The organism is Colwellia aquaemaris, assembly GCF_057548755.1.
This window is the reverse complement of the sequence record NZ_BAAJLV010000009.1, coordinates 22,528-46,532: the sequence shown is the minus strand read 5'-3', so window position 1 is coordinate 46,532 and position 24,005 is coordinate 22,528. Positions and strand designations below refer to the sequence as shown.

Annotated in this window: 21 protein-coding genes; 17 read left to right on the top strand and 4 right to left on the bottom strand. The window is 37.6% G+C overall.

Going from position 1 to position 24,005, the window contains the following annotated elements; all coding sequences use genetic code 11:
- Positions 1–122: 122 nt before the first annotated feature.
- From AC27HL_RS17850 to AC27HL_RS17810, 9 genes are all read left to right on the top strand, one after another.
- Entirely contained in the window at positions 123–554 is a 432-nt protein-coding gene (locus tag AC27HL_RS17850; protein ID WP_487082411.1) for a serine O-acetyltransferase, read from the top strand.
- A 9-nt stretch (positions 555–563) separates the two neighbouring features.
- The gene (locus tag AC27HL_RS17845) at positions 564–1,703 is read left to right on the top strand and encodes a glycosyltransferase (RefSeq protein WP_487082410.1); all 1,140 of its coding nucleotides are present in this window, start codon (positions 564–566) and stop codon (positions 1,701–1,703) included.
- Entirely contained in the window at positions 1,690–2,799 is a 1,110-nt protein-coding gene (locus tag AC27HL_RS17840) for a glycosyltransferase (protein WP_487082409.1), read from the top strand. The genes AC27HL_RS17845 and AC27HL_RS17840 overlap by 14 nt, the downstream gene beginning before the upstream one ends.
- A 143-nt stretch (positions 2,800–2,942) precedes the next feature.
- Entirely contained in the window at positions 2,943–4,106 is a 1,164-nt protein-coding gene (locus tag AC27HL_RS17835; protein ID WP_487082408.1) for an O-antigen ligase family protein, read from the top strand.
- Positions 4,107–5,618, top strand: coding sequence for an oligosaccharide flippase family protein (locus tag AC27HL_RS17830; RefSeq protein WP_487082407.1), 1,512 nt, complete (start codon positions 4,107–4,109; stop codon positions 5,616–5,618).
- A 73-nt stretch (positions 5,619–5,691) separates the two neighbouring features.
- Positions 5,692–6,801 (top strand): glycosyltransferase family 4 protein, encoded by a 1,110-nt coding sequence (locus AC27HL_RS17825; protein ID WP_487082406.1) that lies wholly within the window; start codon positions 5,692–5,694, stop codon positions 6,799–6,801.
- Positions 6,802–6,949: 148 nt separating this feature from the next.
- On the top strand, positions 6,950–9,124 hold the full coding sequence (locus tag AC27HL_RS17820; protein ID WP_487082405.1) for a TonB-dependent receptor family protein: 2,175 nt from the start codon (positions 6,950–6,952) through the stop codon (positions 9,122–9,124).
- A 127-nt stretch (positions 9,125–9,251) separates the two neighbouring features.
- Positions 9,252–10,082 (top strand): mechanosensitive ion channel family protein, encoded by an 831-nt coding sequence (locus AC27HL_RS17815; RefSeq protein ID WP_487082404.1) that lies wholly within the window; start codon positions 9,252–9,254, stop codon positions 10,080–10,082.
- Between the two features lie 26 nt (positions 10,083–10,108).
- Positions 10,109–10,429, top strand: a complete 321-nt coding sequence (locus tag AC27HL_RS17810; protein WP_487082403.1) for an antibiotic biosynthesis monooxygenase family protein — start codon at positions 10,109–10,111, stop codon at positions 10,427–10,429.
- Here the strand turns inward: AC27HL_RS17810 and AC27HL_RS17805 are convergent.
- A complete protein-coding gene (locus AC27HL_RS17805) occupies positions 10,426–10,947 on the bottom strand; it encodes a TlpA disulfide reductase family protein (protein ID WP_487082402.1) in 522 nt (173 codons plus the stop codon). The two genes, AC27HL_RS17810 and AC27HL_RS17805, sit on opposite strands and share 4 nt — an antisense overlap.
- 143 nt (positions 10,948–11,090) lie before the next feature.
- Here AC27HL_RS17805 and AC27HL_RS17800 point away from each other — a divergent pair, with 143 nt between their 5' ends.
- Positions 11,091–11,594: a hypothetical protein gene (locus tag AC27HL_RS17800; protein ID WP_487082401.1), complete on the top strand. Its 504-nt coding sequence runs from the start codon at positions 11,091–11,093 to the stop codon at positions 11,592–11,594.
- Positions 11,595–11,597: 3 nt separating this feature from the next.
- On the opposite strand, the gene AC27HL_RS17795 is transcribed toward AC27HL_RS17800, so the two are convergent.
- Positions 11,598–11,963: a hypothetical protein gene (locus tag AC27HL_RS17795; RefSeq protein ID WP_487082400.1), complete on the bottom strand. Its 366-nt coding sequence runs from the start codon at positions 11,961–11,963 to the stop codon at positions 11,598–11,600.
- A gap of 304 nt (positions 11,964–12,267) precedes the next feature.
- Between AC27HL_RS17795 and ompR the strand changes: the two genes are divergently transcribed.
- Both ompR and envZ read left to right on the top strand, forming a co-directional pair.
- Positions 12,268–12,993 (top strand): osmolarity response regulator transcription factor OmpR, encoded by a 726-nt coding sequence (gene ompR, locus AC27HL_RS17790; RefSeq protein ID WP_487082399.1) that lies wholly within the window; start codon positions 12,268–12,270, stop codon positions 12,991–12,993.
- A 45-nt stretch (positions 12,994–13,038) separates the two neighbouring features.
- On the top strand, positions 13,039–14,337 hold the full coding sequence (gene envZ, locus AC27HL_RS17785; protein WP_487082398.1) for a two-component system sensor histidine kinase EnvZ: 1,299 nt from the start codon (positions 13,039–13,041) through the stop codon (positions 14,335–14,337).
- Between the two features lie 86 nt (positions 14,338–14,423).
- Here envZ and pckA read toward each other — a convergent pair whose 3' ends face one another.
- Positions 14,424–16,034, bottom strand: a complete 1,611-nt coding sequence (gene pckA / locus AC27HL_RS17780) for a phosphoenolpyruvate carboxykinase (ATP) (RefSeq protein WP_487082397.1) — start codon at positions 16,032–16,034, stop codon at positions 14,424–14,426.
- 390 nt (positions 16,035–16,424) lie between these two features.
- Positions 16,425–18,992 carry a penicillin-binding protein 1A gene (locus tag AC27HL_RS17775; protein ID WP_487082396.1) on the bottom strand — a complete coding sequence of 856 codons (2,568 nt, stop codon included), beginning with the start codon at positions 18,990–18,992 and terminating at the stop codon, positions 16,425–16,427.
- A 131-nt stretch (positions 18,993–19,123) separates the two neighbouring features.
- On the opposite strand from AC27HL_RS17775, the gene AC27HL_RS17770 reads away from it, so the two are divergent.
- From AC27HL_RS17770 to AC27HL_RS17750, 5 genes are read left to right on the top strand one after another with little or no spacing between them, the layout of a single operon-like run.
- A complete protein-coding gene (locus AC27HL_RS17770) occupies positions 19,124–20,203 on the top strand; it encodes a pilus assembly protein PilM (RefSeq protein WP_487082395.1) in 1,080 nt (359 codons plus the stop codon).
- The gene (locus AC27HL_RS17765) at positions 20,191–20,769 is read left to right on the top strand and encodes a PilN domain-containing protein (protein ID WP_487082394.1); all 579 of its coding nucleotides are present in this window, start codon (positions 20,191–20,193) and stop codon (positions 20,767–20,769) included. Before AC27HL_RS17770 ends, AC27HL_RS17765 begins: the two co-directional genes overlap by 13 nt.
- Entirely contained in the window at positions 20,769–21,377 is a 609-nt protein-coding gene (locus AC27HL_RS17760; protein WP_487082393.1) for a type IV pilus inner membrane component PilO, read from the top strand. The genes AC27HL_RS17765 and AC27HL_RS17760 overlap by 1 nt, the downstream gene beginning before the upstream one ends.
- On the top strand, positions 21,374–21,907 hold the full coding sequence (locus tag AC27HL_RS17755; protein WP_487082392.1) for a pilus assembly protein PilP: 534 nt from the start codon (positions 21,374–21,376) through the stop codon (positions 21,905–21,907). Before AC27HL_RS17760 ends, AC27HL_RS17755 begins: the two co-directional genes overlap by 4 nt.
- Positions 21,907–23,964, top strand: coding sequence for a type IV pilus secretin PilQ (locus AC27HL_RS17750; protein ID WP_487082391.1), 2,058 nt, complete (start codon positions 21,907–21,909; stop codon positions 23,962–23,964). The genes AC27HL_RS17755 and AC27HL_RS17750 overlap by 1 nt, the downstream gene beginning before the upstream one ends.
- The last annotated feature ends 41 nt before the right edge of the window (positions 23,965–24,005 follow it).

Sequence of the window (24,005 nt, the reverse complement as noted above, 5' to 3'; positions counted from 1 at the left end):
TTTAGGAAACCGAATAATGCTGCAATTTTCCATTTTTGCTATTTAACTTTATTTTCCAATATAACAGGAGTAAATTGAACAGTACAATAATAACAAATTGATTTTAATATCTAAGCCTCACTATGCATGCTGTTGTTCGTTTATATTACTTGTCACGCTGGCTCTATTTAAAAAATATTCCTATTTTACCTAAACTTGTTTACTACTATATTCGCATCGTTTTTGCTTGCGATGTTAAATACACTGCGGATATTGGTAAAAATGTTGGTTTTTTTCATAATGGTTTGGGGGTTGTCATCCACAAAAATGCAATAATTGGGGATGGTACTTGCTTGTATCAAAACGTCACTATTGGAGGAAATGGAAAGGCAGAATCTGATAATGGTGTCCCTATAATAGGAAAGAATGTCTTTATTGGTGCTGGTGCCGTGATTTTGGGGCCTGTAAAAATAGGAGATAATGCCCGCATAGGTGCTAATTCAGTAGTATTAAGTGATGTTTTAGAAAATTCCACAGTTGTTGGTTCTCCTGCTAAACCTGTTAATAAAGGCTAATGTAAAATAATGGCAAAAGTAATAGCTCCAAAGCGAGTTTTACATGTGTTTATGAATTTAAACCTTGGTGGTGCCGAAAGCCGTATTATGGATTTATTTCGCACTCAAGAAGCCGATATATTAGTTAATGATTTTGTTATCATGACAAATGAGCATTGCTATTTTACTGACGAAGTACTTGGGCGTGGTGGAAAAATTCACATCATTGATAGTCCGCGCAATGGCTTAGTTAAAAACCTATGGCAACTGTATAAATTGTTACGAAAAGCTCCCAAATACTCGGCAATTCATGCACATACATCTTATTTTTCAGGTATGTGTGTTTTTGTTGCTTTTTTAGCTGGAATTCCAGCCCGAATAACACATGCACGTAATACTAGCACCGGAGCCAATAATTTGGCTACACGGATTATGTTTATTGTTGGACGAATATTAACCAAGTTGTTCGCAACGCGTTGTTTTGCAATTTCATCGGAAGCGGGTAAGTTTTTATATGGTAATAAATCAAGTCGCCCCCGTTATGAGGTCATACCTAATGCCTTTGACTTTAGGAATGTCCGGCATAGAAGTGAGGTGTGTGAACAAGAAAAAGTAGACTTCTTAATTGATTCCTCCATGTTGAATATAGTGTGTGTGGGACGATTTTATACGGTCAAAAACCATATTTTTTTACTACGTTTAATGCAATTATTCGTAAATAAAAAAAATAATGTTTGTTTACACTTTATAGGTGATGGCGAGCTAAAAGAGTCGCTTCAGGGCAAAGTCAGCGAATGGCAATTGGATAAGTATGTTAAGTTTTGGGGTAAAAGGGCTGATGTTCCACAATTGTTAGCGCTGTTTGATGTTATGGTGATGCCATCGTTAAATGAAGGGTTAGGAGTTGCTGCATTGGAAGCGCAAGCTGCTGGATTACCTTGCTTACTATCAGAGGGAATTCCAAAAGAAGCAGATATTGGTTGTGGTCTTTGTCAATACCTTAACTTGGATGCATGTAAAGATGATTGGATCGAAGCAATACAAAAGCAATCTAAATTACCTTTAGTTAATAAAGAAATTATAGATCAACAGTTTGAGCAGCGAGGCTATAGTTTGTCATCGACGAGACAGCGGTATTTGGATGCGTATTTAAACTATGAAAAAAATTAGAGTTCTGCAAGTTATTCCGGCCTTAACATTAGGCGGGATATCCTCGGTAGTGATGAATTGGTATCGCCATATAGATACGAGTAAGTATGAATTTGATTTTATCAGTTTTAATGATGGCCCACTTCGTGAAGAAATTACCGCACGTGGTGGTAATATTTATATTATTCCGACACTTAAACAACAGCCTCTAGTGTATTTAAAAGCAGTTAACAAACTTCTATCAAATAAACCAATTTACGATGTTGTACATGTTCATAACAGTTTTAAAAATGGTTTATTATTATGGATTGCAAAATTAAAAGGGGTAAAGGTTCGTGTATGTCATTCACATACGAGTGGCGTAGAAAATAAGGTTTTATTACCCGTTATAAAGTTACTTAAATTTATTGTAACTTCTGCAAGTAATGTTGATCTTGCATGCGGAAAGGAAGCCGGTAAGTTTCTTTATGGTAATAAGTCATTTACTGTTATTAATAATGCTATATCAGTTCAGCAATACTTACGAAATACGATAGATAATCAGCAGTTGAAAGCTAAGTTTGCTTTGCCTCATGAAAAAATTATCGTACTGCATGTTGGGCGCTTTTCAGTAGTTAAGAATCATTACTTTCTTCTACAGCTCGCAAAAGAGAAAAGTTTATGTCCTTCTATACATTTTGTATGTGTAGGAGAGGGTCCATTAAAAGAAAGTTTCCAACAAGAAATCAAAAATGAAAAATTAGTAGATAGGTTTACGATCTTACCGGTAACACCTGAAATACCAGCACTTTTGACGTGTTCAGACGCTTTTATTATGCCATCGCTATTTGAAGGGGTGTCAGTTGCTTTATTAGAAGCTCAAGCCGCTACTTTACCTTGTTTTATTTCAGATACCATAGCTAGAGAGTCTGATATGGGACTGGATTTAGTTACATTTCATTCTTTGAATAACTACTCAACGTGGGTACAAGAACTAAATAATATAGTGCGCCCGCATATCGCAAGTGAAGAGGTTTCTAAAGCATTTTTTAGTAAGGGCTTTTCAACAGAAAGCGCCTTAGTTCAACTGACTGAATTTTATCAGACCTGCGAGTCAAAATGTTCGCAAATAAAGTAATTCAGTTACTTAACATTGAAGTTTTTTTTATTGCTATTTTTATTGTGTTATATGCAATAACTTCGAGTTCGCCGTTGTTATTGTTGGTGGTATTTGTTGGAATAATTTGTGCGTTGGTATTACCGTTTGGTAGGAATATTCAATTGGCAATTTTTTTATTGCCATGTTCTGAGGTGTTTACTCAGTCTCCTTATATCTCTATTTCATTATTGACTTTTATTTTCTTGGCAATTTTCGCACGCTATTTATTAACACAGATGCTAGAAACTCAATACTATAAGCCTGGCTTGGTTGTTACATTATTAGTTTTATTGTATGAGTTGATGCATATTATTTATAACCCTGTTATGGCTTCTACTCAAACGGTGCGATGGATAATTTTTTTCATATTTACCTCGCTATTAATGTTCGACAGAAATAAGTATTGCACGTTTGAACAGCTACGTTTTTCGTTATTATGCGGGTTAGTGATATCTACTTTTTATGGCTTATTACATCAATATTTTGCTCCTGTTAGCGTATATTCGGCTAAAATTATTGTACGTTTTGCAGGGGGGGCTGGCGATCCCAATAACTTTGGCTTGTACTGTTTATTACTGATTTATTTCTATTTACCTACCATTCCAAAAGAAAAAATTTCAAAAACATCCTACGTTATTATTTCGATGATGCTATCATTTGGTGCGTTGACGGTTTCCCGCAGTTTTTTTATCGTAGCAACTCTCAGCTTGGTAAGTTACTTTATCTTTTATTACCGTTCAGCTCTTGGGGATATTCTTGTTCGCTTCTTAATGCTTCTCAATGGTTTGTTAATTTTATGTAGTGTGTACTGGATAACTGACGCTTCCTTCCTCGGCGAATTAGACATCTTTTCAAGGTTCAGTGGTGATAACTTATCTGACCTCACTGGCTCAAGAAGTGACATTTTACAAGAATACATTCGTTTATTTTCTCAGTTAGCTAGTCACTTTGTCTTATTTGGGGCAGGTATAAATGGTTATTTAGGATATTATAACTTTTATTTTTTGCAAGCCGGAATATTCTCAGATGTGGTTGGGCCACATAATACTTTACTCGAGATATTGATTAGTTTTGGTATGCTTGGATTTTTACTGTTTGCTACTTATCTCTATCTAGGTTTTCAGGCTGAAAAGAAGCGCACTGGTAATACCCAAATATTTCGTTTAGCCTGGCTGCCGCTTATTGTCTTCCTTTTATATTGTTTTAGCCTACAAAACTTAGGTAAATATGGAAGCTACTTTATATTGATGTTGATTATTTATAACACGTACAGAAAAGAGTCATAAATGACAAGTGATAGTCGTGAAAGACGAGTAGGGGTAATACTTAGTTATTGCGCAATAGTTATTCGCAATGTTGCGGCGCTGTTATTAATTCCATTTATAATTAACCACCTCGGAGTGAGTGATTATGGTGTGTATAGTTTAGTATCTGCGCTAGCTGGATATTTAATTGTATTGGAATTTGGTTTAGCTAATACCACAATTCGTTTTTTATCTATCTATAAAGCGAGTAATGATAAAGCAAAGGAAGCTGAGTTTCTTGGTGCCATAATTTTAATATACGGAGCATTAACATTTCTTGTTTTTTGTGCCGGCATGATCATTTGGTTTAAGCTACCGAGTATATTCCAACAGTCTTTAACAGCCGTTGAAATTAACGTTTTAGAGTCGGCTTTTATTGTACTCTTGCTAAATGTAGTCATTACTTTAATGAGTAATTCACTTACCGGAATTATCAGTACTTACCAGCGATTTAAATTTCAAAAATCAACAGAAATTATAGTCTTCTTAGGACGGTGTATCGCAATAGTTATATGGTTGAAATTAGGCTTTGGCATATTGGCAATTGTTATTATTGATACTGTTACAAACTTAATTCATGCTGCAATACGCTACGGATATATTCGAAAATATCTAGATATTATTTTTAAAATCAGGCTACCAAATAAATACACTTTGTATGAGATCTTTGTATATTCTTTTTTTATAGCTTTGAATGTAATTGTCAATCAAATTAATTGGCGTGTGGATAACCTTATTGTTGGTACGTTAACTGATAGTAAAACTTTAGGTATATTTAATATTGGTAGTCAGCTAGTGCTTAGTTTTATTGCGTTTGCCAGTGCGATATCAAATATATTTACGCCGAAAATAGTTCAGATGGTGAAACAAGGAGTATCTTCTGAATTATTAATGACGCAACTTAGTATTATTGGTAAGTATCAAATGTTTGTATTGGGCTATGTTTTTGTCGCCTTTTGTTACTTTGGTGAGTTGTTTATTACACTGTTTGTAGGGGCTGAGTTTTTAGCTGCATTTTGGGTTGCTTTTATTCCTATGGTGCCATTTATGTTTGTATTAGCACAAACATCAACCAATGCCGTTTTACAAGCACTTAATAAACATAAAATGCGTAGTTTAGTATTATTGCTTACTGCAATTTTTAATATATTAATTTCGATTTTTTTAGTGAAGCATATGGGGATGCTTGGTGCGGCTTGGGGAACAGCAATTGCACTTTTTGTTGGTGAACTTTTATTGGTTAATATTTATTTATATTACGAGATAAAATTAAACATGCTCGAGTTTTACCTTACATTGATTCGTTACTCATTGCCGGTAATGCTAATTACGAGTATAACAGCTTACTCTGTATTAGACTATTTGCCACCAACATGGCTTGGATTATCTTTAGGTTGTTTGATTATTGGCTTTATTTATATCATATCTACGTATTTTCTGGGGTTAGTACCGAACGAACGTAAAAGAATTAAGCGCTTAGTTCTTGAAAGGTAACTCAATTGTGGAAATAAAATCGCTAGTTGTGAACTGTAACAATAGTTATCCAGTTTAACGTATGAGGTTACAATTGAAAATTCTTATTATTGGCGCATACCCAAATTCTATTGTTAGTTTCAGAGGTAAGCTAATTAGCCATTTTGTCAAGGCGGGACATGAAGTCATTGTCATGACTGCGCCTGCAACACCAGAGATTGTGAAAGATGTTGAGGCACTTGGCGCGTCATTTCGCTCATACAGTGTTGAGCGAAATGGCCTAAATCCACTTGCAGATCTGAAAACTTTATTAGCAATAAGATCGGCACTGAAAGAAATATCACCAGACCATGTGCTTGCTTATACTATTAAGCCAATAATTTGGGGGGGAATTGCTGCCCGCTTAGTTGGTTTTAAGCGATTTCATGCCATGATTACAGGTTTAGGCTATGCATTTGAGAAAGGAGCATTTGTACGTAATGTAATAAATTTTATTGTTAAACATTTGTATAAATATTCCTTAAAAAGCGCTAAAAATGTCATTTTTCAAAATCAGGATAATCGCAAGCTTTTTGTGAATTCGCACATAGTTGATGCAACAAAGTGTCATCGTGTTTTTGGTTCAGGTGTTGATATTGAGGATTATCAACAGAAACCATTGCCTGCGAGTGTTCCGACTTTCCTGCTAATTGCAAGATTATTAGGTGATAAAGGTATTAGGGAGTTTGCAGCAGCAGCGAAGCTGGTTAAACAGAAATATCCAAATACGAAATTCCAACTTCTTGGGCCCTATGACAGTTCACCGGACAAGATTAGCCAAGCAGAAGTTATGAAATGGCAAACAGAAAGACAAGTTGATTATTTAGGTGAAACAGATGATGTGAAACCCTATATAGAAGCTTGCCATATTTATTGTTTGCCATCGTATCATGAAGGGTTACCCCGAACTGTGCTTGAAGCAATGAGCACAGGGCGGCCAATATTAACGACCAATACCTCCGGTTGTCGCGATACCGTTGATGATGGCTACAATGGCTGGCTAGTAGCTACTCGTAATACCGAAGAATTAGCTAGTCGTATGATTTGGTTTATTGAGCACAAAGAGCAGTGGCAACAAATGGCAAATAATAGTCGCACACTAGTTGAAAGTAAGTTTAATGTTAATCAAGTTAATCAAGCTATCAGCAAAATCATGCAGATTTAGTCTATATCGCCTATAAAAGAAACGAGTTGATTCTAATTTGACTTATATCAATCTTTAATTATAAATAATGCAAATGATATTGATTCTTGTTTGATCTCGTGGTCTAATGCGCGCAAATAAAATAATTGTTTCTTTTATAGGCGTTATCATGCGAATTTCTTCTCTTTTTAAACCAGCGTTAATTAGTTTATCTGTGGTTAGTGCTATTTCAAATCCTGTTATTGCAGATGATGATATGGAGCACCTTACTATTTTTGGCAATGCACAATCAGTCAATGATGTTCCCGGTAGTGCTCATATGCTTTCTCAAGAAGATTTAGAGAAATTCGACTTTACCGACATTATGCGTACATTAACATCGGTTCCGGGTGTTTACGTGTTAGAAGAAGATGGTTACGGTTTACGTCCAAATATTGGTATGCGTGGAACAGGTCAAAACCGTAGTGAAAAAGTGACTATTATGGAAGATGGTGTACTTGCTGCTCCAGCTCCTTATGCGGCACCATCAGCTTATTACTTCCCAACGTCTGGCCGTATGCAGCAAATCGAAGTATTAAAAGGTACGTCGAGTGCCATGTATGGTCCTCGTACTACGGGTGGTGTGGTAAACATGTTATCACGTGTTATCCCGGAAGAAGCATTAGCTGGGCAAGTTAATTTAAGCGCCGGTGAAGATGGTTTTGGTAAAGCACATGCTTATGTTGGTGGTGCTGGTAAAAACGTTTCCTCAGTGTTTGAAGTATTCCGTTATCAAGCTGATGGTTTTAAAGATGTTAACCATACCGGTGACGATACAGGTTTTGTTAAAAACGACATTTTAGCAAAGGTGATGATCAACAGTGACACTGACGCTAAGTATTACCAAGAGCTTGAATTTAAACTTAAGTATTCAGATGAAGATTCAGATGAAACCTATATGGGCTTAACACAAGCAGACTTTGATGCTAATCCTTATTCTCGTTATTCAGCATCTCAGCTTGATAACATGGATACTAGCCATAAGCAGTTGCAAATTAATCACCATATTCAATTATCAGACCGTTTTACTTTAGGTACAACAGCCTACTATAACGAGTTTAGCCGTAACTGGTATAAAACTAGTAAAGTAAATGGAAAGAGTTTAAGTAAAGGTGGGATTGAAGATGCAGCGGCATTTGATAATGGCACTTTCTCTGGTAATGAAATTAACGTTGATGTAAAAGCCAATAGTCGTGACTATCTTTCACAAGGTATTCAAACGGTATTAGATGCAGATTTTGGCGATCACCAGGTGAAGTTTGGTGCCCGTTATCACGAAGATGAAATGGATCGCTTCCAATGGGTGGATAAATATAGCTTAACTAATTCCTCTTATGAAATGACTCTTACCGAAGCTGGAGTTCATGGTGCAGACTCAAACCGTATTGATTCAGCTGAAGCTCTTGCATTGTTTGTTCATGATGAATATACCGTTGGTGATTTTATTATTAATGCTGGCCTACGTTATGAAGATATGACTATTTCTCGTAAAGAATGGAAAGGTATTATTGATCGTGATGAACCAACAACTAAAGATGTCAGCAATGACGTTGATGTATTATTACCTTCACTCGCTGTAACCTATCGTGTAAATAATGAATTAGTGATTATTGGTGGTGTACAAAAAGGTTTTGCGCCGCCAGCTCCTGGCAATGACAAAGCAGAAAATGAAGAAAGTGTGAATTATGAATTAGGCTTACGCTTTAACCAAGATTCATTAAGCGCTGAAGCATTGTTTTTCTACTCTGACTACAGCAACATGCATGGTAATTGTACTGCTAGCCAAGGTTGTGACGATGATAATATTGGTGACCAGTATAATGCTGGTGAAGTGAAAGTATCCGGTTTAGAAGCAAAAGCAGGTTATGAGTTCGCTGCTGGGGCTGTATCAATTCCTGTTGATTTGACCTATACCTTTACTGAAACTGAATTTCAAAACTCGTTTGAATCTGGATTAGATACTTGGGGTGATGTTACTGCGGGTGATGAATTACCCTATGTACCAGAAAATCAACTTCAGTTAACTGTTGGTGTTGTTGGTGAAAAATGGCGTGGCGATATTTTAGTACGTTACATGGACAAAATGCGAACTACTGCAGGCCAAGGCGCTATGATTGCCGATGAAACCATTGATAGTCGCACTGTTGTAGATATGGCTGCACATTATAGCATTGCTGAAAACCAAGAAATTACTTTCAACGTAGATAATTTACTTGATAAAGAGTATATGGCGACTCGTACACATGGTTCTATTATGGTAGGTAAGCCACGCAGTGTGACGTTAGGTTATAAATATAGCTTCTAAAATATTGTGATATTAATAAAAAGCGAGCATTAAGCTCGCTTTTTTTATGTGCAAAATTTAGCAAAGGGCAGCTATACTGAAACGGATAAAATCAGCACAACATCATAACAATAAACAGGAATATATTATGGAAATTAATGTTAGTACCTTAGAAAGATACGCGACTATGTTAGGGGATTTAGCGGTACAGTTTGGTACTAAATTGCTCGTCGCTATTATTGTTTTTATCATTGGTCTTTGGATTGTTAAACGAATATTAAAATTATTTGATTTAGCAATGCAAAAGAAAAATGTAGAAGTCACCTTGCACCAGTTTTTACTCAGCATTGTTGGCATTATGTTCAAAGCAATATTAATTATTATTTTCGCTTCTATGGTTGGAGTGGAAACAACGTCGTTAATTGCTGTTCTTGGTGCTGCGGGATTAGCGGTAGGCTTGGCACTGCAAGGCAGTTTATCTAATTTTGCTGGCGGTATTCTAATCCTGTTTTTTAAACCATTCAAAGCAGGCGATGTTATTGACGCACAAGGTTATGTTGGTGTCGTACAGGAAATTCAAATATTCAATACCGTACTATTAACCTTAGACAATCAAAGAGTTATTATTCCAAACGGATTGCTATCTAATGGTTGTGTAAAAAATATTTTTGTTGAGCCAACGCGTCGAGTGGACCTTACCTTTGGTATAAGCTACGGCGATGATATCAAAAAAGCGAAAGCGGTATTGCAAAGTGTATTAGAAGCGGATGAGCGCATCTTAAAATCTCCAGTACCAGATATTTTTGTTTCCGCTCATGCTGATAGTTCGGTGAATTTGCTTGTTCGCCCGTGGACCAATTCAGAAAATTATTGGCCAGTGTATTTTGGCGTTATAGAAGAAGTGAAACTTGCCTTTGATCGTGAAGGTATTACTATTCCGTTCCCGCAACGCGATGTGCATATGATACAACCTAAATAATTGATTTAGGAACAAAAGGAAAACAAATGGACAGCTTGCTTGTAGCAACACCTGAGCCTCCGTATTACGCGGTTATATTTAGTTCGACAATGAATGACTCGCCGAAAGGCTATTATGAAATGGCGGATGAAATGTTGGCACTGGCGGAACAACAAGCAGGCTTTTTAGGAGTAGAATCAGCCAGAGAAAATATTGGTATTACGGTATCTTACTGGCGCACGCTTGAAGATATCAAACATTGGAAAGAAAATAGTCAACATAGTATCGCCCAGAAGTTAGGGCGTGATAGATGGTATAAAAATTTTACCGTGCGTATAAGTAAAGTTGAAAGAAGTTACGGCTTTTAATTTTTAGCGCTGTTTAAAAGGCGAATAATTTCTTGTTCATAGGCTAAGATTTTTTCTTGGTTAAAGCCTACATGGGCGCTAACCAGAGTTCCTGAGCGGTCTATTAAAAAACTGCTCGGCATGCCTTTAAGTTTAAATTTTCTAGCGATAAGACCTTTAGGATCAAAAATAATAGGAAAGTCAGCGGGAACTTGAGCTAGAAATTGATTGGCTAAATTACGGTTGTGATCTAGGTTCACGCTTAGCACAATTAATCCTTCCCCTTGATATTTTTGCTGCAGATTATTCATCCATGGAAAAGATTTTCGACACGGTTTACACCATGATGACCAAAAATCTAAATAAATTACTTTACCTTTTTCTTCTTTAAGGCGCTGCTCTAAAAGTAATAAGGTATCTGTTTCAGCAGAATTAACCGTAATAATAGGATTTAGCAGTGTGAAAGTAATGATTAAAAACCATATAAATTTAGCTATCAAATATCTGCCCTTATCATTAAATATACTTATTTTTGTCACTCTATTTAAACATGCAATATTGTTTTCGAAAAGCTTTGTATTTGATAATTATAAGATAAGTGAAAGCTTAAGATACATCTGCTTACAGACAAGACAGTGTTCTTTATATATTATTAAGTAGAAATGAAATAGGTTAATTAGTAATGACAATACGTAGTTATTTAAACAAGCATTGGTTTTATTACTCTGCCGTAATAGCAAGCTTTTTGTTGACGGTGTTAACGGGGCCTGTATATGCTGAGCAGTCTCAACAGTGGGACAAAGATAAATGGTTAAAAGAGCGTTTTGGTGTTCAACACGAAAAGCTTATTCCAATTGTTGCTGTTGCTGATATGTACTTTAGTTGCCAGCTAGAAAAAACAGCTAATAGCCAAGTAACAGTTAAGGCTTTGATCACTGAAGTTGACAAGACTGAGCTCGCCCAACAGTTACTTGCCTGTTTAGAGGGGGCCTCACCTAAGTCCGATATAGCGTTAAATTATGGATTGTTGGGCTGTTTTCACGAGCAACTAGCTGATTTACCGGCCAGTGATAGACAACAAAAAATGAAACTTGTTCAACAAGCCATTGCCTCCTTGTCTCGTGAAGAGCGACAAAAAAGCTTTACCCAATGTGTGACTGATCAAGCAATCAATTATTTGCAATAATTGTTAAGATTTATGGTTTTTTTTGGGGTCAATAAATGAGCTTGGCAGAATTTCAACACCAACCAAGCGACCAATTTTTATCATTATTGGAATGGTAATTGGAGAGAAGGGCAACACGGCAAACACGCCAATGCCTAAGCCTTTTAAAATATCAACAAATTGCTGATTTGCGATACGCATTTCTTCACTACTTGCCTGACGTTTAGTGTAACGTTTATATATGCTTAGCATTTCTTTTGTCTCTATTTTTTCTTGTGCTAAGGCTACTTTGACTTTGAGCATACTACGTTTTAAGCGCACAAAATTACGCCTTTTGCTAATGAGCAAAACGCGAATTGGTGCTTTGTGAAAATATACCCAAACTTTCATTACACTATTCTCCCACATAAAATGGTCAATGTAAGTAGTCCACTTAGTCTAAGTTATAACAAGTGAGTTATTACGAAGTAGCGCTTAACTTAATATTTTATTTACAGGCAAAAATGTTGTTAAATTGCAGCTAAAAGTATCGATATTTTAAAAAGCTTATATAATCCTATGCCTTAGTATTGACTTGCCTTAACATAATTTGTAACAAATGCTAGGAAACTGACACAGAACAGGTTTTTATATTTGTAACAATATGACTTATAGTTAAGACAAGTTATAAAAATAAGACGATGGAAAAGGCATTATGGGACATGAAACACCGAAAGTTTTGGTAGTAGACGATGATATGCGTTTGCGGGCATTACTAGAACGGTATTTAGTAGAGCAAGGGTTTGTGGTGCGAAGTGCGGCAAATTCAGAACAAATGGATAGGTTATTAGAAAGAGAGAACTTTCATTTACTAGTGCTTGATTTAATGCTACCAGGTGAAGACGGCCTTTCTATATGCCGAAGATTAAGACAAGCTTCTAACGATATCCCTATTGTAATGTTGACTGCAAAAGGTGATGAGGTTGACCGCATCATTGGCCTAGAGTTAGGTGCAGATGATTACATGCCAAAACCTTTTAATCCAAGAGAATTACTTGCTCGCATTAAGGCTGTACTTCGCCGACGCGTACAAGAAGCTCCGGGAGCACCAGCACAAGAAGAAAATGTCATTTCCTTTGGAGATTATCAACTGAACCTGGCTACGCGTGAAATGCTAAAAGGTGACGTTAATATGCCGCTAACTAGTGGTGAGTTTGCAGTGTTAAAGGCTTTGATAACACACCCTCGAGAGCCGTTATCACGTGATAAACTAATGAACTTAGCACGAGGTAGAGACTATTCCGCATTGGAGCGTAGTATTGACGTGCAAGTGTCTCGGTTACGTAGAATGCTTGAAGAAGATCCTGCAAAACCTCGATATATTCAAACCGTTTGGGGTTTAGGCTATGTTTTTGTTCCTGAAGGAAAGTCTGTTGCTTAAATGTTGTAGAATATGATTGAAATGAATCCTATCTAGTAGAAGTTTATGAAAATATTGCCGCGTAGTGCTTTTGGGCAAACAGTACTATTAATCGGTGTTTTGTTGCTAATTAACCAAGTTGTTTCATTTATATCCATGTCGATATATATCATTCAACCGAATGCGCAACAAGTGAATCAACTATTGGCAAAACAAGTTCGCGTTGTTTTTATTGATATTGCTGATGAAGAGCTTAGCCCAGCTATGGGCGATGCCTTCACGCGAGAAACTGGAATTGGTGTTTATCGTGAAGCAGCGGCAATGAAACTGGGCTTACAAGACGCGGTATATTATGCTTTTCGCTCCACTGAAATGTCTGAGTTGTTAGGTGGCCCCGCTGAAGTGCGCATTTCTCAAGGGGATGAGTACCTGTTTTGGATCCGGCCACCCCAAGCGCCTGATTATTGGGTGAAAATTCCTATTAACGGTTTGGAAGAAGAAAACTTTTCGCCGCTTGTTCTCGTTTTGATGATTTTAGGTATTTTAAGTGTCATGGGGGGCTGGTTATTTGTGCGCCAGCTAAACAGGCCACTTGGTGCGCTGCAACATGCTGCTCACGACGTAGGCCGAGGAGATTTTCCTGAGCCTTTAAGTGAACGTGGTACGACTGAAATTGTTGCGGTAACGCGAGCCTTTAATCATATGTCTAAAGGCATAAAGCAACTGGAAGATGACAGAAACTTATTAATGGCTGGCATATCACATGATTTACGCACTCCGTTAACACGTATTCGTCTTGCAACCGAAATGATATCCCAACAAGATGAATTTTTAAAAGAAGGGATTGAAGGTGATATTGATGATATGAATACGATAATCGATCAATTTATCGATTATATTAGGCATGATAGTAAAGATAAAGCGGAACTAGCCGACCTAAATGTTCTGATTGAAGAAGTTGTACAATCGGAAAGTATTCTTGAACGTGAAATTGAATTTAATGCTGAACCATTACCTAAGTTGCCCTTACGCTATGTCGCAATAAAAAGGGCCTTGGCTAACCTGATTCAAAATGCCTTACGTTATAGTGACGGCAAAATTATTGTTTCTACAAGTCATAATGTACCAAAAGGTGAAGTTTGTTTTTGTGTATGTGATGAAGGGCCTGGTATTCCAGATATTGATATTGAGCGATTGTTTCAGCCCTTTACGCAAGGAGATAAAGCGAGAGGTACAGAAGGTAGTGGTTTAGGTTTAGCCATTATTAAGCGAATTGTTGATACTCATGGCGGCAGCGTTGCACTTACTAATAAGCCAGAAGGCGGCTTAATGGCCAAAGTATGTTTACCCACCAAACATGATTGATATTTGACCTGATAAGTCGATGTTTAAAACCATAAAAAAAGCCATCATATTATGATGGCTTTTTCGTAATAGTTGCAAAGCAGTATTTAAACTTTAGGTCCAGCAGCAACTAGTAACTTACCATTATCTGTATCGGTAAATTTATCAAAGTTGTTAACAAAGCGATTTGCTAGGTCAACCGCTTTTCCGTGCCACTCAGCTTGGTCACTGTATGTATCGCGCGGATCTAGTATACCGTTGTCAACACCCGCAATGCTAGTTGGGATATCTAAATTAAATAATGGTAAAACTTGCGTTTCAGCATTATCAATTGAACCATCTAAAATTGCGTCAATAATCGCGCGAGTATCTTTTATTGAAATACGTTTACCTGTGCCGTTCCAACCTGTGTTAACTAAATAAGCTTCAGCGCCAGCAGCTTGCATGCGTTTACGTAAAACTTCTGCATATTGTGTTGGGTGTAAACTTAAGAAGGCAGCACCAAAACAACTTGAAAATGTTGGTGTTGGTTCGGTAATACCGCGTTCAGTACCAGCTAATTTAGCAGTGAAACCTGATAAGAAGTAGTATTCAGTTTGCTCAGGCGTTAATTTAGCTACAGGTGGTAAAACACCAAAAGCATCAGCCGTTAAAAAGATAACTTTTTTTGCGTGGCCCGCGCGAGATACTGGCTTAACGATATTATCAATATGATGAATTGGGTATGAAACACGTGTGTTTTCAGTTTTTGAATTATCATCAAAATCAATTTTACCATTTTCATCAACAGTTACGTTTTCTAGTAGTGCATCACGACGAATTGCGTTGTAAATATCAGGTTCGTTTTCTTTGCTAAGGTTAATTGTTTTAGCATAACAACCACCCTCAAAGTTAAATACACCGTTATCATCCCAACCGTGTTCATCATCACCAATAAGTTGACGCTTAGGGTCAGTTGATAATGTTGTTTTACCTGTACCAGAAAGTCCAAAAAATACTGCTGTATCACCGTCTTTACCAACGTTAGCACTACAGTGCATTGACGCGATACCTTTTAATGGTAAAAGGTAGTTCATCATAGAGAACATACCTTTTTTCATTTCACCGCCGTACCAAGTACCGCCGATAAGCTGCATTTTTTCCGTTAAGTTAAAGGCAACAAAGTTTTCAGAGTTTAAGCCCTGTTCTTGCCAATTTGGGTTTGTGGTTTTGGCACCATTCATTACGATGAAATCAGGTTCGTAATTTTCTAACTCTGCATCCGTTGGACGAATAAACATGTTTTTAACAAAGTGAGCTTGCCATGCTACTTCAGTAATAAAGCGCACTTTTAAGCGAGTTGCATCGTCAGCACCACAAAAAGTATCAACGACAAATAAGCGTTGGCCAGATAACTGTTCAGTTACTAAGCCTTTTAAGCTTTCCCAAGTTTCTTGCGTCATTGGCTTGTTGTCATTTTTACCTTGATCTGACCACCAAACGGTGTCGCGTGTTGTGTCGTCACGCACAATATATTTATCTTTAGGAGAACGACCAGTAAAAATACCTGTATCAACTGAAACAGCACCAAGCTCTGTAACTACACCTTTGTCAAAACCTGTGAGTTCAGATTTTGTTTCCTCAGCAAAAAGTAACTCATAAGACGGATTGTAAACAACCTCAGCAACATTGGTGATGCCGTATGATGATAAATCGATTGAGTTTTCTAAAGCTGCCATAGCGAATTCGCTCCTAAAGTATGACGATTTTAAGTAATAAGTTTCGGTATCCCGATTGAGGGCGCAATTTTAGGCGATCATGAGGTAAAACGAAAGTTTTTTTTCTTTCGTTGTGAAAGTTTTCAGGGTAACTTTCATGTTTTCTAAAAAAAAGCAGGCGTCGTGAGTGAGATGCTTATCATATTAATGAAACTATCATGATGCATTTATTGCAATAAAGCATTTTAAATTAGGAGGTTAGGTAATTGTTCTGGTTGACTGTTTGGTCAAGAAATTGCAGGTGTTATTAATTTGTAATGAAGGAAAAAAAATTGGCAACTCGATAAAAAAGTCGCGAATAATATAGAAATTATTATTCGCCGGCTTTTCTAACGAAACTTTTTAGGCGTGTTAGTCAAAAATATCTTCTGTTATTTCGTTATCGACGTTATTGCCATCTAAAATTTCACTACTATGATCTTGGCTTATGTACTCTGTTGGTGCAGTACCTAGCTCGAAATATTCAAACTGGCTTGATTTATCTGTTTTTGTGCTCAACATACCGGAAGCTTTGTCTATTCTCACTGAAATAAGTGCTTCAGGTTGCTCAAACGGCTCAACAGGAAGGTCAGTTAAGGCTGTTTTCATAAAAGTAATCCACGCGGGCTGTGCGGACTTAGCTCCAAATTCTTTACCAGTGATCTGATTTTCACCTAAATTACTATTGTATGATGTTTTGCCTAAGTTTCGGCTTGGATTGTCAAAGCCTATCCATGAGGTGGTGACAATTCGGCGACTAAAGCCCGAAAACCAAGCATCTTTTGCTTGGTTTGTGGTGCCAGTTTTCCCAGCAATGTCACGACGTTTCAGTGAACGAGCACGGAAACCTGTGCCTTGCCAAAATGGTTTTATGTTCCAATCTGCGCCCCAAATCGCTGAATTAAGTGCTTCGGTAATTAAAAATGCATTTTGTGCACTAATTACTCGCTCGGCCTTGTTGATAACGTTTGGCTCAAGCAATTCATCGTCAGAGTTATTTATTAAGTTATCTACAGTGCTTTGTTGCTCTGACGACAAATTATTTTCTTGTATAGTGCAAACATCACACGCTATAGCAGGATTTGCTTGAAATACGACATTACCGAAAGAGTCTTCAATGCGCTCAATTAAATAAGGTTCAACTAAAAAACCACCATTTGCGAAAGTTGCAAAGCCGGTTGCTACCTCTAATGGCGTTAAAGATGCTGAACCAAGCGCCAGAGATTCATTTCGGGGCAAGTCGTCTGGATCAAAGCCGAATGAAGCCAGGTAAGGAATAATTTTATTTAAGCCAACATCTCGTAGCAATCGCACGGCAATAACATTTTTTGATTGTGCTAAAGCAAGGCGCAAGCGTATTTCACCATTATAGACAGGAGGCGAATTTTTAGGGCGCCAAACTACACCTGAACTTCTATCCCATTGGTTGATAGGTGTGTCATTAACAATAGATGCTAATGTGTAGCCGGAATCAAGCGCTGCAGAATAAATAAAAGGCTTAATGTTCGAGCCAACTTGTCGTTTAGCTTGTGTGACCCGATTAAATTGGCTTTGGGCAAAACTAAAGCCGCCGACGGCTGCTTTAATAGCACCATTGTCAGTATCAAGAGAGACAAGTGCAGCGCTTACATCTGGTAATTGACTTAATCGATAGTTTAGGTCTTCATCAGGAGCAACCATAACAACATCACCGTAAGCCAATATTTCTTTTGCTAATTTAGGTGGTGCTGCTTGTTTGTCATCATTTAAGAACTCTCTTGCCCACGATAAACCTTGCCAGTCAATTTCGATATTAGTTCCGTCTTCAAGTTGCACTATAATGGCTTGTTCTAGCACATCAATAACAACGGCAGGCGCAAGAGCTTGATAGCTTTTTATCGTTGACAGAGCTTGCTGAATCTCCTCTTCGCTAAGCGGAATTCTTGTTATCTCGGTTAGCTGTTCTGATGAATTCGTTGCGTTGTCTGGCCTTAACGAAGTAATAGGACCGCGATAACCATGGCGCTGGTCGTAAGCAAAAATGTTCTTAATGACCGCTTGTTGAGCCGCATACTGTAATGTTGATGGCACAGTTGTGTAAACTTTATAGCCGCCAGTATATGCAGCTTCTTTACCATAACGTTCAATCATTTCTTGATGTGCCATTTCGGCAATATATGGCGCATCTAATTCAATTTCTGCACCGTGTTTTTTAGCCGTAATCGGTGCTGCATTTGCAATAGATAATTGGTTAGAGTCGATATATCCTGCGACAAACATACGTTGTAGAACAACACTGCGTCGGTTTTTAGCACGTAAAGGCCGACTGATTGGATTCATAGTAGACGGAGCCTTCGGCAATCCAGCCAGCACGGCAATTTGTGCTAAGGTCAACTCATTTACCTCTTTGCCATAATAGACTTGAGCAGCTGCGCCAAAACCGAATGAACGATGCCCTAAAGCTATTTTGTTCATGTAAAGCGCGAGAATTTCATCTTTTGTTAATAAGCTTTCAATATGGAATGAAATGAAAATTTCACGAATTTTGCGAACATAAGTTTGTTCACGTGTTAAGAAAAAATTACGAGCCACCTGCATGGTTATGGTACTCGCACCGCCTTTATTTTGTCCCATTAATTGGCCAATAACAGCACGACCCATACCAATAGGGTCAACGCCAAAGTGGAGATAGAAGCGGTCATCTTCGGTTGCAAGAACGGCATTGATTAGTTGCTCTGGCATTTCCTCTAAGGTTAATGGAATACGCTTTTTCTCTCCAAATTGAGAAATTAGTTTGCCGTCAGCACTGAATATTTGCATCGGTGTTTGCCACTGCAAATCACGAAGTGATTCAACACTGGGTAAACTCGAGCGCATAGATAGGTAAAGACCAACCAGCGCCAATACTCCAATAAATATTAATATGGAAGCTGCTTTTAACAGGTTTTTTATAGAAAACACAAAAAAATGCTCAATAAAGTTTATAAAAATGGTGTAATAGTACTAGTATATCGTGTAAAAGCATGTAATAAATGTATTTATACGAATTTTATGCCTAATATTATTATAATAAAATGTTCTAGTAGGGTTCTATGTTAAGTAGTTTATGGAAAAAGAAAACCTCCTTAATGGTCGGGATTGATATTGGTTCGCATTCTATTAAAGCTGTATTATTAAATCAGAATGACAATGGCTACGTTCTTGAAACCATTGCAGTTGAACCTATGCCTAGAGGCGCAATTGTTGATAGAGAAATTCAAGACATTGATGCTGTTGGTAAAGTAGTTGCTAAAATCCGTAAAAAAATCACTTCGTCAGTTGGTCAAGCCGCTTCCGCTGTTTCTGGCCAAACAGTGATCACCAAAATTATCTATATGGATGCTGCACTCAATGAACATGAGTTGGCGAGCCAAATTGAAATTGAAGCCGATAGTTTAATTCCTTACCCGTTAGATGAAGTGAGTTTAGATTTCGAGTCACTCGAAATTAATGAATCAGATCCAAGTAAAATTAATGTCTTGTTAAGTGCTGCCCGAACTGAATCTGTAGAAGCCCGCGTAGCGGCACTAGAAGCTGGTGGCTTCGACACTAAAGTGATTGATGTGGAATCATACGCTGTTAGTCGCGGATATGACTTAACGTTAGCGCAGCTACCTGATGATGCAAGTGATAAAGTGGTTGCAACTGTCGATATTGGCGCAACCATGACTTTATTTTCAGTCAGTGATGCTGGAAATCATATTTATAGTCGCGATCAATTATTTGGTGGCGAGCAATATACACGCTCAATTGTATCTTATTACAATAAGTCATTTGAAGAAGCTGAAGTTGCGAAATTAACTGATGATTTACCACCTAATTATACCTTTGAAGTGTTAGCGCCGTTTCACACCATTTTAGTGCAACAAATTCGCCGTGCAATTCAAATGTTTTTAACTACAAGCGGCAAAGAGAAAATCGATTACTTAGTGATATCAGGTGGTAGCGCATTGGTTGAAGGTATAGAGCAATTACTAACAGAAGAATTGGGTATTCATACTGTCATCGCCAACCCATTTGAAGGTATGGAAATTTCTAGCAATATAAATAAAGATGAACTAGCAAAAACAGCACCTAGTTTAATGGTTGCTGCCGGTTTAGCGTTAAGGAGTTTTGTACCATGGCATATATAAACCTATTACCATGGCGTGAAGAGGCAGAAAAAGCTAAACAACGTGCATTTTTTAGTGTGTTAACCGCGGTTGCATTAAGTGCTTTTGCTATTGTTTTTTTGGTGAATCAGTTTTATCAAATGCGAGTTGATGGCCAAAATGCTCGCAATCAATTTTTAAAAAATGAAATTCAGGTTTTAGATATACGTATAGCTAAAATAAAGTCGCTAAACGAAAAGAAAAAAGAACTTAAAAAACGTACCAGCGTGGTAGAGCAACTGCAACGTAGTCGCAATGTCGGTACTCAGGTACTTGATGAGATTGCTAAAATTGTTCCTAACGGTGTATATTTAACGCGCCTAGAAAAACAAGATAATAGTTTAAATATTACGGGCAAAAGCGAGTCAAATAACCATTTGGCTAATATGATTCGTGAAATTGAGCGTTCAGATCTATTTGAAGACGCCGTTCTAGAATCGATCACATCTAATGATGCAAAAAGTAAATTATTGAGCGACTTTAAAATGCGGGTCCGCATTAAAGGATTAATAAATCTAAATAGCACTAATCCACAAGGAGCATCGTAATGAATTTTGATTTATCAGAATTTATGGAGCAATTTAGTGGCTTAGAGCTCGACAACATTGCTCAATGGCCAAAAGCTGCCAAAATTTTATTATCAGTGTTTATTGTCGTATTGGTATTAGGCTTAGGTTATGCCTTAATGATCAGCGACAGAATCGCAACATTAGAGCGCGTAACGGAAGAAGAAGAAACATTAAAGCAACAATACCAAGCCAAGTACCATATTGCTGCTAACTTAGAGTTGTTCGAGCAACAAATGATTGAAGCAGAATCTATGTTTGCTAATCAATTGAAAAGCTTGCCGGAAAGTCATGAAACACCGGGCCTACTCGATGATATAACGTTTGTCGGTACAACAACTGGGCTTGATTTTGTGAAGTTAAATTGGCAACCAGAAATAGAACAAGAAATATATATCGAACTGCCAATTGATATTGAGGTGTACGGCACTTACCATGAGTTTGGCGAGTTTGTTAGCCGGATCGCGGGGCTACCGAGAATTGTAACTTTGCATAATTTTGATATTAACCTTAAAAATGCTGGTTCAGGTGAATTGAAATTAAAGTTACAAGCTAAAACATACCGTTATAGAGAGGCAACCGCACCATGAAAAAGTTAGCGTTAGTGGCTGCTGTCTTATTGACAGGGTGTTTTGATGACACTAGTGATTTGAAAGTGCATATTGCTAATGTGCAAGCCAGTGCAAGTAGTACTATTGCACCAATGCCGGCTGTAGCGGTTTTTGATCATTTTGATTATTCGGCACAAACATTAAGAAGTCCGTTTGATGCACCAAAACCAGAAGCTATTCAAGAAAAAATTCAACAAATGTCAGGGTGTTTAAGCCCAGATCCTCGACGTAGAAAACAGCCTTTAGAAAAGTTTGCACTTAGCGATTTAACTATGCGTGGTACCTTAGGTGAACTAGGGGTAATTTGGGCACTTGTTGAAGCATCAGACAAAACCTTACATAGAGTTGCGGTAGGAAGCTATGTTGGGCTATTTCATGGCAGAATTACCGCGGTAAGCCAAGATAACGTAAAAGTATTAGAATTAATCCCAGATGGCGCTGGGTGCTGGGTGGAGCGTGAAACAGTCGTGACCATGACGGAAACAAGTGCAGAGGGGCAAAGGAATTAATGTTGCTATTAAAACAAATGAAAATTAAAAATATTATGACGCACTTCAGTAAAATGAAATATATCACCATTACTTTGTTGTACTTTGTCTCTAGCTCGCTCACAGCAAATGAGTTAACGGGCATTAGTTACAATACGATCCAAAATAGCGAAATAGAGCTCGTTTTTAAGTTGGCGGATAATATAGCTGTGCAACCTGAAGTGTCTACATCTGTGACGCCTGCACAAGTTAAAATTGCATTTAGTGCTGACACATACAACCCAAACATAGCGTCTACGATTGTCGATCATGCGGGGGTTAAAAATATCGAAGTTCAGAAGCTAGCTGGCAAGGTTGTGGCGACAGTAAATTTAACCCATTTATCGATTTTTGATGTCAAACAAAGCGATAACCAATTTGCTTTAACATTAAATACCGGAAAAATGTCTAAGGCGGTAACTCAATTAATTCCGTTAGGTCATGGCTTTATCAACCAAATTGATAATATTGATTTTAAACGTGGTCAACAAAATGAAGCACAATTGTTGGTGAAGTTAATTGATAGTAAGGTTGCGGTTGATGTTAGCGACAAGTTAGGCAAGTTATATATTGAATTTCACAATACAGAAATTTTAGAAGACTATATTTATAAGTTAGATGTTACGGATTTTGGCACCATAGTAAGTGGTATTGAAACCTTTAAAGAAGGCCGAAATGCCCGGTTAGTGGTTGATATCAATGGCGCATTTGAATTTAGTCATCAACAACTCAATGATGTTTTTTCTTTGACCGTTTCAGCAAAAGAAAAAGAAGTTGGCTATTTAGGTGAAGAAGAAGATTTCAATGGTCGAGCCATTTCATTGAATTTCCAAGATATATCGGTTCGTACTGTGCTGCAAATCATTGCTGACTATAATGGCTTTAACTTAGTCACCAGTGATACAGTTGCCGGTAATATTACCCTAAGGCTTGACGGTGTTCCTTGGGATCAGGCACTTGATATTATTCTTAAAGTTAAAGGCTTAGATAAGCGAATGGAAGGTAATATCTTGATGGTGGCGCCAAGTGATGAGTTAGCCGCACGTGAGGCAAGAGATCTACAAGCCCAGCAACAAGTTGAAGAGTTAGCTCCTTTGTATTCTGAATATGTTCAGGTTAATTATGCTAAAGCTGCCGAATTTGCGGCACTAATTAAAAATGAAGAAAACAGCATTTTATCTGATCGCGGCAGTGTTAGTGTTGATGAACGTACAAATACGCTATTAATTCGAGATACCGCCAATAGCATAGAAGATATTAAACGTATGGTGTCGGTACTCGATATTCCTGTTCGTCAGGTTATTATTGAATCACGTATGGTTACTGTTAAAGATAATATCAATGAAGAGTTAGGTATTCGTTGGGGGGTAACGGATACAGGTAGTGACTCTGCCACCTCTGGTTCACTAGGAGGGACTGGTAGTGCAAATAGCGGGACCGCTCCAAATCTTGAAGATCGCCTTAATGTCAACTTGCCTGTGGCAAACCCTGCAGGTAGTATCGCCTTTCAAGTCGCACGCCTAGCAGACGGCACTATTCTTGATTTAGAGCTAAGTGCGATGGAGAAAGAAAATAAAGGTGAAATCATCGCGAGTCCTCGCATTACCACTGCAAATCAAAAAGAAGCCTATATAGAGCAAGGTGTTGAAATTCCATATCAAGAAGCGGCTTCGAGTGGTGCGACGTCAACGCAATTTAAAAAAGCTGTGTTGAGCTTAACTGTAACGCCGCATATTACCCCGGATGATCGCATTATATTAGACTTAGTGGTTACCCAAGATACGGTGTCAGATGTTACTAATGGTACAGCACCGGCAATTGATACTCAGAGAATTGGCACGCAAGTATTAGTTAATAATGGTGAAACTATTGTGCTCGGTGGTATTTATCAACAGCAAATTATTAGCTCTGTGTCTAAAGTTCCTGTGTTAGGTGATATTCCGTATTTTGGTTGGATGTTTAGAAATAGTAGTAATTTTAATGAGAAAAAAGAGCTATTAATTTTCGTTACACCACGCATAGTTACCGAAAGATTTTAAGTTAATTTGCATGTAAGTTGGTGTTTTCATCTTACATGCTT